This window comes from Tenacibaculum sp. AHE14PA (assembly GCF_019278465.1).
In the GTDB taxonomy this organism is placed as follows: Bacteria; Bacteroidota; Bacteroidia; order Flavobacteriales; family Flavobacteriaceae; genus Polaribacter; species Polaribacter bernardetii.
Genome location: NZ_CP058983.1, coordinates 1,233,220 through 1,247,348, shown reverse-complemented (window position 1 = coordinate 1,247,348; position 14,129 = coordinate 1,233,220). Strand labels below are relative to the sequence as shown.

At 29.8% G+C, this 14,129-nt stretch carries 11 protein-coding genes; 7 read left to right on the top strand and 4 right to left on the bottom strand.

Annotated elements, in window-relative coordinates; translation table 11 throughout:
* Positions 1-6: 6 nt before the first annotated feature.
* Positions 7-909 (top strand): oxygen-dependent coproporphyrinogen oxidase, encoded by a 903-nt coding sequence (hemF, locus tag H0I30_RS05670; protein ID WP_218773307.1) that lies wholly within the window; start codon positions 7-9, stop codon positions 907-909.
* Positions 910-928: 19 nt separating this feature from the next.
* On the opposite strand, the gene H0I30_RS05665 is transcribed toward hemF, so the two are convergent.
* Positions 929-3,565, bottom strand: a complete 2,637-nt coding sequence (locus H0I30_RS05665) for a DEAD/DEAH box helicase family protein (protein WP_218773306.1) — start codon at positions 3,563-3,565, stop codon at positions 929-931.
* A gap of 323 nt (positions 3,566-3,888) precedes the next feature.
* On the opposite strand from H0I30_RS05665, the gene H0I30_RS05660 reads away from it, so the two are divergent.
* Positions 3,889-5,187: a dihydrolipoamide acetyltransferase family protein gene (locus H0I30_RS05660; RefSeq protein WP_218773305.1), complete on the top strand. Its 1,299-nt coding sequence runs from the start codon at positions 3,889-3,891 to the stop codon at positions 5,185-5,187.
* Positions 5,188-5,291: 104 nt separating this feature from the next.
* Positions 5,292-6,029, top strand: a complete 738-nt coding sequence (locus H0I30_RS05655) for a DUF6263 family protein (RefSeq protein ID WP_218773304.1) — start codon at positions 5,292-5,294, stop codon at positions 6,027-6,029.
* A gap of 47 nt (positions 6,030-6,076) precedes the next feature.
* Here H0I30_RS05655 and H0I30_RS05650 read toward each other — a convergent pair whose 3' ends face one another.
* The 3 genes from H0I30_RS05650 to H0I30_RS05640 are packed head-to-tail and all read right to left on the bottom strand — an operon-like array spanning position 6,077 to position 8,629.
* Positions 6,077-6,754 (bottom strand): GNAT family N-acetyltransferase, encoded by a 678-nt coding sequence (locus H0I30_RS05650; protein ID WP_218773303.1) that lies wholly within the window; start codon positions 6,752-6,754, stop codon positions 6,077-6,079.
* On the bottom strand, positions 6,747-7,637 hold the full coding sequence (locus tag H0I30_RS05645; RefSeq protein WP_218773302.1) for a TIGR01777 family oxidoreductase: 891 nt from the start codon (positions 7,635-7,637) through the stop codon (positions 6,747-6,749). The genes H0I30_RS05650 and H0I30_RS05645 overlap by 8 nt, the downstream gene beginning before the upstream one ends.
* A complete protein-coding gene (locus tag H0I30_RS05640; RefSeq protein WP_218773301.1) occupies positions 7,634-8,629 on the bottom strand; it encodes a carboxylesterase in 996 nt (331 codons plus the stop codon). Before H0I30_RS05640 ends, H0I30_RS05645 begins: the two co-directional genes overlap by 4 nt.
* A gap of 201 nt (positions 8,630-8,830) precedes the next feature.
* Between H0I30_RS05640 and H0I30_RS05635 the strand changes: the two genes are divergently transcribed.
* The 4 genes from H0I30_RS05635 (at position 8,831) to H0I30_RS05620 (ending at position 13,788) form a co-directional block, all read left to right on the top strand.
* On the top strand, positions 8,831-9,481 hold the full coding sequence (locus H0I30_RS05635; protein WP_218773300.1) for a DUF4331 family protein: 651 nt from the start codon (positions 8,831-8,833) through the stop codon (positions 9,479-9,481).
* 101 nt (positions 9,482-9,582) lie between these two features.
* A complete protein-coding gene (locus H0I30_RS05630) occupies positions 9,583-10,152 on the top strand; it encodes a DUF4331 family protein (RefSeq protein WP_370624096.1) in 570 nt (189 codons plus the stop codon).
* Between the two features lie 95 nt (positions 10,153-10,247).
* Complete coding sequence (locus H0I30_RS05625) at positions 10,248-11,543, top strand: lipopolysaccharide assembly protein LapB (RefSeq protein ID WP_218773298.1); 1,296 nt, start codon at positions 10,248-10,250, stop codon at positions 11,541-11,543.
* Positions 11,544-11,559: 16 nt separating this feature from the next.
* A complete protein-coding gene (locus H0I30_RS05620) occupies positions 11,560-13,788 on the top strand; it encodes a TonB-dependent receptor (RefSeq protein ID WP_370624107.1) in 2,229 nt (742 codons plus the stop codon).
* The last annotated feature ends 341 nt before the right edge of the window (positions 13,789-14,129 follow it).

Sequence of the window (14,129 nt, the reverse complement as noted above, 5' to 3'; positions counted from 1 at the left end):
AAACAAATGAAAGATCAGTTTTACGCATATATTCAACAATTACAAGATACAATTACGGCTAAATTAGAAGCAGTAGATGGAGGAGCAAAGTTTAAAGAAGATAACTGGAAACGTACAGAAGGCGGTGGAGGAAGAACTCGTGTAATAGAAAATGGAAACATTTTTGAAAAAGGAGGCGTAAATATTTCTAAAGTTTTTGGAGAGTTACCAGAAGCTTTACGCAAACAATTTGGTGTTGAGAGCGGTGATTTTTTTGCCTGTGGTTTAAGTTTAGTATTGCACCCTAAAAATCCGTTTGTACCAACAGTACACGCAAATTGGCGTTATTTTGAAATGTACGATGGCGATGGAAATATCGTTACACAGTGGTTTGGTGGTGGACAAGATTTAACGCCTTATTATTTGTTTGATGAAGATGCGATACATTTTCATTCGGTTTGTAAAGAAGCTTGTGATAAACATAGCAAAGAGTTTCATCCGAAGTTTAAAGAAACGTGTGATAATTATTTTTGGAATGCTCATAGAAATGAAGCTCGTGGAATTGGTGGTTTGTTTTTTGATTATTTAAAGCAAACGGAAGAGTTCTCAATGCAAGATCGTTACAACTTCGTAACAGAGGTAGGTAATAGTTTCTTAAACTCTTATGTACCTATTGTTGAAAAAAGAAAAGATATAACATATAATAAAGAACAAAAAGATTGGCAAGAAGTTAGAAGGGGGCGCTATGTTGAATTTAATTTAGTGCATGATAGAGGTACTTTATTTGGATTAAAAACAAACGGTCGTATCGAGAGTATTTTAATGAGTTTACCACCTGTAGTGCAATGGGTTTATAATCAAGAGCCAGAAAAAGGAAGTGAAGAAGCTAAATTATTAGAAGTTTTAGCAAAACCTAAAAATTGGGTTTAAATAACTTAAAGCTTAGAGGTTATTTCCAAATTATATTTTTCCTTGTAATTTCATTGTGTATGTTATGAGCATGAAATAATCTTGCTCTTAAAAGATGTTTTCGTCCACGAATACTTCTAGTGTAAATAAGTTTAGACTTACCAAGTTGATGATTCCAATGTTTTTGAAATAGTAACGCTTGTTCTTTTCTTTTGCTTAAAATATCAGGAACAGGATAAAAATTTTGAGTGTTTAATTTTTTACGAAACCAATTGGTTTTAATTATTAAATATTTGGGATTGTCAATAGGTTGTAACAGCTCTTCTAAGGTCTTAATAAATAAATTGCTTTCGTATCTATTAGCACCATTAATAGTACAAGTAACATCGCCCATAGAGAGTAAATCTACAACGATGTTAATTTCTTTTTTTGGAGTGGTTATTTCTTCTAATTCATATAAAGAGTTTAAAATAGCATAAGCCATTTTATGTGTTTTTTTATGAACAAGGCCATAGTGAAAATACATTTTAAAGGTTTTATACAGTTTATAACCAAACGATAAACCTAGGGTAGTTAGTAAAGAATATAAAAAATAGTAAAAACCTTTATACGCTATTAAATTAAAGTTTTTGAAGATAAATTGAGGAAAAAATAATGCGAGACTAATTAAAAGTTCAAGAATTGAATACTTAACAAAATCGTTTAAATAGGTTTTTTTTTGTTTTAAAAAAGATTGATCTTTTTTATGATACAGCTTTATTTCGTGAGCAACTTCTTTTTTAAAACGGACAGTATTTTTCCATTTTTCTGATATTAAAGACCTGTTTTTAGAAATAGTTTTAGCGTTATCATTTAGTATGTTTATGTTTTCATCAAGAATAACATTGGGTAAACTTAAACGGTCAATTCCGTTAGAAATAATGTTTTCATCATTGTTTGAAATACCTATAAAAGCATCAAAACGTTTTTTAAGTATCTCTAAATCTTTTCCGCCATAAATATCAGAAGTATCAATACATGCCAAATGCCATATAATTCCGGTTTTATTAGGTTCGTTATTATCGATTCTGATAGCTCTACCACGCATTTGATTAGAAGTAACGAAAGAACCTACTACAGAAGCTAAAATTAAACTATTAATAGCGGGTGCATCCCATCCCTCACCTAATAAAGATTTAGTTCCCACTAAAATTTTAATATGACCTAATTGAAATAATTTTGTAATAGTTGCTACTAACGTGTTTTTAGAAGATGATTTTGATTGTATAATTACAAACTCCGTATCAGAGTTTAAAGGAGTTTGTATGTAGTTTGTTATCGAATCGATTAAATCTAATTTAGCAATACAACTACAGTGAATAATTATCAAACTACCAGACAATACAGCTAAGTTTTGTTTATTTTTTGTACTTATTCTAATATGATGAAAAATTGGTATGACACCTAATTTTTCAATACTTTTCACTTCGGTAGCAGTAATATCAAGATATTCTTTTCTGATATAATCAGATAATACAACACAGCGTAGTTGCTCTTTTAAATTGATTTGTTCCTGTTTTACAATAGCAACGATACTCTTTAATTTACTAGGGCTATTGCTAAGTGATTTATATAAAAAAGTATTTCCAATTAAATTAACTTTTTTATTACTGTATAGAGATAGTTTTCTTAGTTTTTTCTCTAAAGAATTAATGTAAGTTTCATGCACAATTAATTCGTTTCTATCGATAACAAGAATATGCTGAAATAGAATTTCAATCCATTTATGTGTTATTTTAGGGAACTCAACAAACTCATTTTTTTCAAAACCTAATATTGATAATTTCTCTCTTGAAATAACAATGCCAGCTTCATTTAAAAAAATAAGTATTGCAGAAAAAAAAGCAGAAAACTTATAAATTTCGTTTATGTTTTCTTCGGTTTTGGTATAAAACCGATGCTGTTTTATAAAGTTAATAAACTCTTTATTTTTTAGTAGATTAGTAATAAAATGAGCTGTTTTCAACCTAAAATCAACAATAGTATTAATCTCTTTGCTTTCGGGTTTAGAAAAGTAAATGATATCTTGATGTGGACATAAATTATTTTCTCTTACTAAATCTGGTACCAGAATTTCATCGTCAATTTCACCACATAAATTAAAATATTTTTGAATTTCAGAAACCTCACTATCGTATGGTGGCGTTGCGGTAAGCGCAATTACTGTTTGTAAATGTTGCTGTTTTAATTCATACAAACATTTCCACCATTCACTTTTTAAATGATGTGCCTCGTCTAGCAATAATACCTCAATATTGTTTTTGGTGAAGAATAAAAAGTAATCTTCTTTATTATCAAATGTTTTGTAAAAAGAATATAAACCTTGGTAAGTTGAGAAGGTAATATCAGCAGGTTTTTTTATATCAAAAGAGAATTCTTTAAAATCACAATCTTCCGTAAAAAACTCTTGCAATCTATTCTCCCATTGATTTCTAATTGTTAAAGTTGGTGCTAATACGATCGTTTTTTTACCTATTCTTTTTAAAATTTCAATACCTAAAATAGTTTTTCCAGAACCAGGCGGAGCAACAATATGAAAATGATTATCTTCTATATGCTTAGAAAAATTAGATAGTATTTTATCTTGGTAAGGACGCCAAGTATGTAAAAAGCTAAGTTGTTTAATTGATGCAGACAAAAAGAGATATTGTTGTTTATAATTAAATTATTGAAGCAAGTAAAAGTAATAAATTAGTACTTAAAACAGTATTTAATACTATTTCTATTCTTTTATTAATTAATTGTAAAAGGTATTATTAATTTTAAATAAGCCATTTTTAATTAACAAATCGATAATTATATAAGAGACTTGTTGTTTTTAAAAACGGAATACTTTGTTAAATCGACTTTTTATTGTGAATAGTTTAAAGTAATTGTTTTTTTTTGTAAATATTTTAATGCTAAAAACTCAATAAAATGCTAGCTTTTTAGTAACTTCGCAAGCGTTAAAAAACTTATACTATGGCTAGATACGAATTGAAGTTACCTAAAATGGGTGAAAGTGTTGCAGAAGCAACGATAACTTCTTGGGTTAAAGAAATTGGAGAGACTATTGAGATTGATGAAACTGTTGTTGAAGTAGCTACAGACAAAGTAGATAGTGAGGTACCTAGTGAAGTTGAAGGAACCTTAGTAGAAATATTATTTGGTAAGGATGATGTTATTCAAGTAGGGCAAACTATTGCCATTATTGAAACAGAAGGTGGTGATACCCCTTCAAACGATGCACCAAAAAAAGCAGAAGTAAAAGAAGCTGTGGTAGCAGTTGAGAAAACAGTGGAAGATGCTAAGGAAGAAGTTTCTGGAGCTATTGATACTTTATCTAGTGATCGTTTTTATTCTCCTTTAGTAAAAAATATAGCAAAAACAGAAGGGATTTCTTTCTCTGAATTAGAAACTATAAAAGGAACAGGAAAAGAAGGAAGAGTTACTAAAACAGATATTTTATCTTATTTAGAAAATAGAGGTAATCAACCTAAAGATGTTGTTTCTCCTGCCAAAGCTGAAAAGCCTAAAGCAAAAGCGCAAGCAGCACCAGTTACTTTAAGCGGTCAAGACGAGGTTATCGAAATGACACGTATGGGTAAATTAGTTGCCAAACATATGGTAGATTCTGTTCAAACATCTGCACATGTGCAGTCGTTTATAGAAATAGATGTTACCAATATTGTTACCTGGAGAAATAAAGTAAAGAACGCATATCAACAAAGAGAAGGAGAGAAGTTAACCTTTACGCCAATCTTTATGCAAGCCGTTGCTCAAACAATTAAAAAACATCCGATGATTAATATTGCTGTTGATGGCGATAAGATTATTAAAAGAGGAAATGTTAATTTAGGTATGGCAGCAGCTTTACCTGATGGTAATTTAATTGTACCGGTAATTAAAAATGCAGATCAGTTAAGTTTAGTAGGAATGACTAAACAAGTAAATGATTTAGCAGGTCGTGCTCGTGGAAATAAATTAAAGCCAGACGATATTCAAGGAGGTACTTACACTGTTACAAATGTAGGTAGTTTTGGAAGTATTACAGGAACACCAATTATAAATCAACCGCAAGTAGCTATTTTAGCCTTAGGAGCAATTGTTAAGAAACCAGCTGTTATTGAAACTCCAGACGGTGACTTTATAGGAATTCGTCAAAGAATGATTGTTGCTCATTCTTACGATCATAGAGTTGTAAATGGAGCTTTAGGTGGAATGTTTATTAAAACATTAAAAGAAATATTAGAATCTTGGGATGTAAATCAAGATTTTTAAATAACAACATAGTATAGTAAACAAAGGCTTAGGAAATTTTTCTAAGCCTTTTTTGTTTTTGTGTATATTCGCTATTAGAATAATTAAAAAATAAAATTTAAAAGATGAAAAATTTATTAGTTGTATTGTTATTAGGTATAACAATGGTAAGTGTAGGTCAAGAGAAAGTATTACTTCGTTTAAACTATGAAAAAGGCGATGTTTATGAAATGAAAATGGAAATAGCTCAAAAAATGGGTGCAGGTTTAATGACTATGAATACAGAAATGACAATGCATCAAGAAATTAAAGCAGTTTCTGATAACACTTACGAAAGTGATATGAAAATTACTAATATGGTAATGAATGTTGCACAAGGAGGTCAATTTATGTCATATGACTCTAGTAAAAAAGAGGAAGAATTAAGTCCTACAGATGAAGTTATGAAGGCTCAAATGGCACCAATGATGAAGGTGTTAATAACAACGAAAGGAGATAACTTAGGTAAGGTTATCGAAACAAAAATTGAACCTAATGTTCCTGGAGCAAATAATTTAACACAACAATCTAGTAATGTAGTTTACCCTGAAAAAGAAGTTTCAGTTGGTGATACTTGGTCTATGAATAAAGATGCAAACGGAATGAAATTGAATTTCGTTTATAAAGTAAATTCAATTACTGCTAAAAATGTACTGTTAGATATTTCTGGTAATGTAGAAGGAGTTGGAACAGGTAATATTACAGGAACCATGAATATTGATAAAAAAACAGGTGTGGCTTTAACATCTAAAATAGAAATGTTAATGAAAGTTCAAGGACAGGATTTAACAACAAGTATGAATATGAGTATTACTAAAAAGTAAATACTATTTTCTTCTAATAAAAGCTCAGACAGTACTGTCTGAGCTTTTTATTTTTTATGAAAAAGCCACCAATTCATTTCGCGAGTTAATTTATAACCTAACTTTTCATATAGGCTTATAGCGGTGTTTCCTTTTGTGGTATGTAAAATAGGATGTTTGTTTGCTTTTAATATTTCTTTAGTAACATGAGTAGTTAGTTGTTTAGCAAAACCTCTACCAGTATAATCAGGATGTGTAACTACAGCGCTTACTTCAATAAAATCGTTGGTTTGCATTCTTTGTCCGGCTATTGAAACGAGTTTGTTGTCTTTAAAAACACCAAAGTACTTACCCATTTCAAAAGTTCTTTTTTTAAAGTAGCCTGGCATAACTAACCAAACTAAATCATAAACTTCATTGATGTGTTTAGATGTAAGTGGTATAATTTTCTCCGTAATTGCCATCTCAATTAAATCTTGCAACACCATTTGACAGCCTTCTATTTTTCTATCTAAAGTAACGAAGTTGGTATCGTGAATTGGAATTTCATTTTCTGTAACTAAGAAAAAACTCTCTGTAAGTTTAGCATATTCATTTATAGCAGCAGTTATTTTTAAGTGATCGGTAAAAGCCCCAAAAGGGCAAATTTCAGGATCGTAAAATTGTACGCCATCATATTTAATAGCTATGTTTTTATGAGTTTCATTTAAAGAATACCAAACCGGATTTTTTAGTTTATCATTCATTATGATAAATGTTTTTTAAAGCTGATTTTAAATCAGTAAAAATAAAAGAATAAATAGCAGATGTTTTTACAGAAGATACTCTGCTGCCTTTTAATAATATAGAAGACATTTCCCCTAATACTATTTTTAAAACAAATGATGGAGCATTAAGAGGAAATATAGGTTTACCAATAGTTTTTGATAATTTTTTAGTAAAACTTTTATTCGTTTCATGTTCAGAAGCTGCAGCATTATATATTCCTGTAAAACGAACATCTTCAACCGATTTTACATACATGTTACATAAATCATCAATATGAATCCAAGGCATGTATTGCTTGCCAGTACCTAAAGCAGCTAAAAACAAAGGCGTATTTATTTTGGGTAAAGCACCGCCTAACTTTGTAAGTACAATACCAGTTCTTAAAATAGTAACCGAAGTGTTTAGTTGTTTAAATTGATGAGCGGCATTTTCCCATTCGACACAAACTTTAGAAATAAAATCATTCTCAGGAGCATCGTCTTCCGTAAATATTTTGTTAGAAGTAACAGCGCCATAATAACCAATTCCTGAAGCAGAAATAAAACCTTTTAAATCAATTTTTAAATCTTTTATTTTTTTAAAAAGCAAGTTAGCAGATTGTACACGGCTATTAATAAGTTCTTTTTTGCGTTTAGCGGTCCATCTTTTATCAGCAATACCAGCTCCTGCTAAATGAATAATATGTGTAACGTCTTTAAAAGCGTTATCATCAATATATTCTTTAGAGATGTCCCATTTAAATTCATTTTTTAAAGTCGGACTTCGGGTAAGTACAACAACACTATGGTTTTTTTCTTCTAGTTTTTTTTGAAGTTGTTTTCCAACTAATCCTGTTCCACCAGTGATAAGAATCTTACTCATTTTATTTTTAATTTTAAAACTGTATCAGCAAAATAATATATTTCTTTTTCTACGGTTTTATATTCTTCAGTGAAAAATTTAGAAGCAATAGAATGATTTTTTGCTTCCGGAATTGCCACTTGATATTTGTTTTTGTCAGTAGTAGAGATTTGATTATACATTTCTTTCATACGTTTTACAGAAACGGTTTTATCCTGCTCTTCTTCATTTTTATAGTAATACGCCATGAACAAGGGTTGTTTTATTTTTTCAAAAACGTTCTGTTTCATTGTAGCTCCTATTAATAGTTTCAGCTGAACAATAGCTTCAATTCTATATTTTGCATACCAATATTTTTCAGCGCCATTTGGTGGTTGCCAAGTTTGATAATTACCACCCATTACTAATTTTAAAATTTGTTTTCCCCAAGGCTTTGTAACTAAATTAGAGTTGGTGTCATAAACATCAATATTAGGAGAGGATAATATTAGTGCTGCAATTTCTGGGTTTTCAGAAGCTAAAAACAAACCAGCAGTAGCACCAGTACTCACACATATTAATATTACTTTTTCACCTAATTGTTTACCAATAGCAATTGCTTTTTTTGCTGATTCTAAATATCCTTCAGCAGTAAAATTTAATAGAGGCTCTTTGTCTTTTAAACCGTGCTTAAATAAACGAGGAGCATATAAATTAGCTCCATATCGTTTTGCAAAATTGGTGTAAATAATTTCAGTTTCTGCAGGGCTTGCAGAAAATCCGTGGAGATATACTACTGAATATTCTGTTTTCTTCGGAATGCTATCTGCCCAAATTAACCGAGAATGATTACCTAATCTAATACTTGCGTTATCATTCTCATCGTAAACAGCATTTTGTATTTCTAACAAACTCATTTTGTTAATAGGTAATTGAGTTGTTAAGGTTGGTTTTTCGGCTTTAGGACCAATGGCATACAGCATAAGAAATAGAACTAGAAGAGCTCCTAAATATTTAAGTATTTTTTTTGTCATTTTTTTAAAATCAACCAAAGTTTATACCGTAAAATACAAAATATATAATAGCTATTTGTTATTCATATAAAAAAATAATGTGTGCTTATGTGTTGTATTTATAGAGCTTTATTTTTTAAAAAAACAATAATAAATAAAACCGTAAGAGAGATTTTCTCGTAAGTAAGAGCGAATGAATAATTAACTAATAAATTTATAATCATGAAGAAAATAAAATTAATTATCGGAGCAGGAGCTTTTGCTTTAATAGGATTGATACTTTTTGCAGCAGATCATATTGAAGCTCCAGATGTAAAAGGAGGTTCAAGTGATATTACAGATTTTTATGCATTCCAAGCAGAAGACACAGATAATTTAGTCTTTGTGGCAAATATTCAAGGTTTATTAAGTCCAACAGCAACAAGTACGGCTAAATTTGATGAGAATGTTTTAATTGAGTTTAATATTGATACTGATTTAGATTATATAGAAGATTTAGTAATTCAAGCAATTCCAAGAAATGGAAAAATGTATTTCTTTGGTCCTTATGAACCATCGGCAACAGGTTTAAATAGTTCATTACCACAAGATGGTTCTGAATATGGTGTGTCAATAACACCGTACGGTTCTAGCCCAATGATAGGTGCTAAAGGAGCAATGAAGTTTTTCGCAGGACCTAGAGATGATCCTTTTTTTATGGATTTTGCTAAATATGGAGAAATTATTGGTGGTACGGCAAGTGGATTTGATAATCCAGGTTCTGATACTTTTAAAGAAACAAACGTATTATCTGTTGTTGTAGAGCTACCTAAATTGATGGTTGGAGGATCTGGAACTATTAATACTTGGGTAGAAACTAAAGCTAAGCAATAATCATTAATCAAATTTTAAATTCTACAATTATGAAACTTAAAAATATAAAAAACATAGCAATTTCAATTCTATCAATCTTTATTTTAACAAAGCCTACAAGAATGAAACTTAAGCCTATAAGAATAGTAACAATATTAATGTTATCGTTTTTAACGCTAACAAGTTGTAGTGATGATGAAGATAATATGGATTATGATGCTCCAATTAGCTTTTCAGGAACTTATGCACAGAAAGACCAAATGGGAAGACCAGCTATTAACACTGTATTTGTAGATAGTGATAAAAAAGACATGTTTAATGTAACAATACCTTCTAATCAGGGAGCTGCATTTGCAACAATGTTTGAAACAAATTTAAAAGCTTTAAGTCCTGCTTATTTTAATGAAGGAGATGAAAACGCATTAGGTTTTGATGCAGCAGCATTTGCAGGTGTATTAGCAACAGATGTTTTAACAGTGTCTTTAGATGGTAAAACAACATTTTATGACGGGTCAAATGTATTAACAGGTAGAGCTTTAGCTGATGATGTAATTACGGTAGAACTAATTTTAATCTTCGGAGGTGAAACTGGTTTAACAATGTCTGAGAATCCAACTTTATCAGACGATAATGTAAGTGCTAATGATAAAGAGTTTTTAACGTCTTTCCCTTACTTAGCTAGCCCTTGGTAATAATATTAAAATTAATGAATTCCCCTTAATGAAAATTGGTTGCTGATTAATTGGCAGCCAGTTTTTTAAAAATTGATATTTAATCCTTCTTGATTATGAAAACATTAAAAACAATTCTTTCGTTCGCTATTTTAAGCATATTAGTAAGTTGCTCAACTTCTAAAGAAGTAAAAATAGCAAAAGAGTTAGATTATAATATTTTTTTAAATAATACAATAAACGTATCTGATTTTTTAGCCCAAAAAGAACTTGATTTTTGGCAAAATAAATTAAACAATCAACCTTCCCAATACCCTTATTTAACAAAGATTGCAAGTGCGAACACAATGCTTTTTTCATCAAAAGGTAATATCTCTTACCTAATAGAAGCAGAAAATAAATTGCTTCAAATAAACATAAAAACTAATTTTAGTAACTCATCGAGTTTACGAGCATTAGCAAGAAATTACATATCACAACATAGATTTAAAGAGTCGTTAGAGTTATTAAAAAAAGCAGCAATAAATGGTGATAATTTAAATAGCACTAATAAAATGCTTTTCGATGTTTACTTAGAACTCGGTGATACAGAAAAAGCATCTAAATATTTGTCTGAAATAGAAGATTATTCAGATTTTGATTATTTAATAAGAGTTTCTAAATGGCATGATCATCAGGGAGATTTAACTTCTGCAATTCGTTTTATGGAAAAAGGAATGAAAAAAGCCGAAGAAGCTAATGATAAAGCTCTTAAAATATGGAGTTATACGAATTTAGCTGATTTTTATGGTCATAATGGTCAAATAAAAGAATCTTACAATTTATATTTAAAGAGTTTAGCGTTAGATAATAACAACGCGTATGCGAAAAAAGGTATTGCTTGGATTGTGTTTTCGCATGATAGAAACCCCAAAGAAGCATTGCGAATTTTAGATATTATAAGTGATAAACATTTTTCGCCAGATTACTTTTTATTAAAGTCTGAAATAGCAGAGTTTCAAAATGACTCTATATCTAAAAAGAATAATATAGATCTTTATTTATCAAGTATAAAAAATGTCCAATATGGTGTAATGTATAATCAACATTTAGCGAAATTATATCTTGAAGAATTTAATGATTCTGAAAAAGCATTCCCTTATATAAAAAAAGAAATAAATAGTAGGCCAACTCCGCAATCGTATGATTTATTAGCTTGGTATTATTATAAAAATAAAGAGTATAAAAAGGCATTACAAATTGTAAATGATAGTGTATTAGGAAAAACTTTCGAACCATCAGTTCAGTACCATATTGCAGAAATATATAAAGCAAATGGTATAGAAGAAAAAGCAAAAAAAATAAGAAAAGAACTTTTGGAAAGTTCTTTTGAATTAGGACCTTTGATGGAGAAGAAAATTTTAAATATCTAATAAAAAATCTATCATTTTGAAAACTAAACTACTATTATTTGTAACTTTTTTAAGTTGCTTTAAGATGTTCTCACAAGAGTTTATTGGCAAAGTAATGAATAAAAATAACAAACCTTTAGAGAACGTATACGTCTATAATGTTACTAGTAATAGCCATACGCATACCGAATTAAATGGAAAATTTGTGATTGATAAAGCGAAAGATGGAGATTTTGTAGAGTTTCGTCTTTTAGGATACGAAAAAAAAATAATACAATTAACCAAAAAAGACTTTAACAAAGCAAATGTCATAACCTTATCGATGAAGAGTTTTATGTTAGATGAAATGACATTGTCGAGTAAGCAAGACCCTTTGCAAAATTTTGTTAGAATAGATTTAGATAAGAAACCAGTAAGTTCTTCACAACAAATTTTACAAAAAGTACCAGGCCTTTTTATAGGCCAGCATGCTGGAGGAGGAAAGGCAGAGCAAATATTTTTAAGAGGTTTTGATATTGATCATGGTACCGATTTAGCATTATCTGTAGACGGAATACCAGTAAATATGGTTTCTCATGCGCACGGACAAGGATATAGCGATTTACATTTTTTAATTCCGGAAACAATAGAAAAAATAAACTTTGGTAAAGGACCATATTATGCTAGTAAAGGTGATTTTAATACTGCCGGTTATGTAGATTTTAAAACAAAGTCGTATTTAGATGAAAGTCAAATAGAAGTAGGAATAGGGCAGTTTAATACCTTTAGAACATTAGGAATGTTTAACCTTTTAGATAAGAACAGTACAGATAACGCTTATGTAGCGATAGAGTATTTGTCAACTGATGGTTTTGTAGAATCTCCTCAGAATTTTAGCAGAATCAATCTTTTTTCTAAATACAAAACGTTTTTAAAAGATAATAGCAGTTTGTCATTATCAGCATCGCACTTTACAAGTAAATGGGATGCATCGGGTCAAATTCCGGTAAGAGAAGTTGCTAATGGAAATATTACTCGATTTGGAAGTATCGATGATACTGAAGGAGGAACAACTTCTAGAACAAATATTAATTTAGAACATTCTAAAGTTTTAAAAAACGATGTAAATGTTATTTCTAACGTTTTCTATTCAAACTATAATTTTAACCTATTTTCTAACTTTACTTTTTTCTTAGATGATCCTATAAACGGTGATCAAATTAAACAAACAGAAAATAGAGATATTTATGGATTTAATACACAGTTTAAAAAGAAAACAAAGCTTTCTAACACACCTGTAACTGTAACTTTCGGAACAGGTTTAAGAGCAGATATAATTAATAATTTAGAGCTGTCACACACCTTACAAAGAAAACAAGTTTTAGATGAAATTCAGTTAGGAGCAGTGCATCAAACAAACTATTATTCTTTTTTAAATAGTGAATTTGAATTAGGTAAGTTTATAATAGCACCTGCTTTGCGTTTAGATTATTTAAATTTTTCATACAATGATTACTTGTTAGATGAATATAAAACATTTTCAAAATCAAAAGTAATTGTAAATCCTAAAGTAAGTATAACGTATACTCCCAGTGCTAAAACTCAGTGGTTTTTAAAATCAGGAATTGGGTTTCATACAAATGATACTAGGGTAGTAGCTAAACAACCAAATAGAAAAACATTACCAAGAGCATACGGTTTAGATATAGGAAATGTATGGAAACCTACATCAAAAGTAGCAATAAACACCGTCTTATGGTTTTTATTATCTGAAGATGAATTGGTGTATGTTGGTGATGCGGGTATTATAGAACCTTCAGGAAAAACAGAACGTTTTGGATTAGACTTAGGGTTTAGATACCAAATAAACGAATGGTTGTATTTAAATAGTGATGCTACATTGACTAATGCAAAAAGCTTAGGAACACCATCAGGTGAAGATAATATACCATTGGCACCTATAGTTACTGTAACAGGAGGATTATCAGTAAATAATTTTAATAATTTTTCTGGAGGTATCGATTATAGATATTTAGGAGATAGACCTGCAAATGAAGATAATTCGATTGTAGCAGAAGGTTATTTTGTTGCAGATGCAAATATTAGTTATAAGATGAATGATATAACGCTTGGTTTGTCTGTCGAAAATTTATTTAATGTAGCCTGGAACGAGACGCAGTTTGCAACAGAATCTAGATTACAGAACGAACCTAATTCAGTAGAAGAAATTCATTTTACACCTGGGACACCTTTTTCAGTAAAGGCATCAATAAGATATTCATTTTAAAACATATAGTTGTTCGGGGGGACAATTATTAGCTGTTATCATTTTTTTTTAGAAGGATTAGTGATAACAAAACATAGCCGCTTTAAGCGGCTATGTTCATTTTATGAAGTATATAACTAGTGTATTGTTTTAACAATTATTAATATTTTAAGTAGCCCAAAAACATCTTAAGTTCATAGCCTATATTAGTAAATAAAGGTTTTTAGACTATAATAAAACGATGTAATACTAGAAGAAATCAACAGAATACTAAAAGGAAAGATAGTTGTTGTGTAATTAAATACAATTAAGTGAAGGCAAATATGGAGTTATATACATTACTGTCTCTATAATTAAGCTAT

Coding starts and splice junctions, on each gene's coding strand:
- hemF (WP_218773307.1), top strand. CDS start 7: ATGAAAGATCAGTTTTACGCATATATTCAACAATTACAAGATACAATT.
- H0I30_RS05660 (WP_218773305.1), top strand. CDS start 3,889: ATGGCTAGATACGAATTGAAGTTACCTAAAATGGGTGAAAGTGTTGCA.
- H0I30_RS05655 (WP_218773304.1), top strand. CDS start 5,292: ATGAAAAATTTATTAGTTGTATTGTTATTAGGTATAACAATGGTAAGT.
- H0I30_RS05650 (WP_218773303.1), bottom strand. CDS start 6,754: ATGAATGATAAACTAAAAAATCCGGTTTGGTATTCTTTAAATGAAACT.
- H0I30_RS05645 (WP_218773302.1), bottom strand. CDS start 7,637: ATGAGTAAGATTCTTATCACTGGTGGAACAGGATTAGTTGGAAAACAA.
- H0I30_RS05640 (WP_218773301.1), bottom strand. CDS start 8,629: ATGACAAAAAAAATACTTAAATATTTAGGAGCTCTTCTAGTTCTATTT.
- H0I30_RS05635 (WP_218773300.1), top strand. CDS start 8,831: ATGAAGAAAATAAAATTAATTATCGGAGCAGGAGCTTTTGCTTTAATA.
- H0I30_RS05630 (WP_370624096.1), top strand. CDS start 9,583: ATGAAACTTAAGCCTATAAGAATAGTAACAATATTAATGTTATCGTTT.
- H0I30_RS05625 (WP_218773298.1), top strand. CDS start 10,248: ATGAAAACATTAAAAACAATTCTTTCGTTCGCTATTTTAAGCATATTA.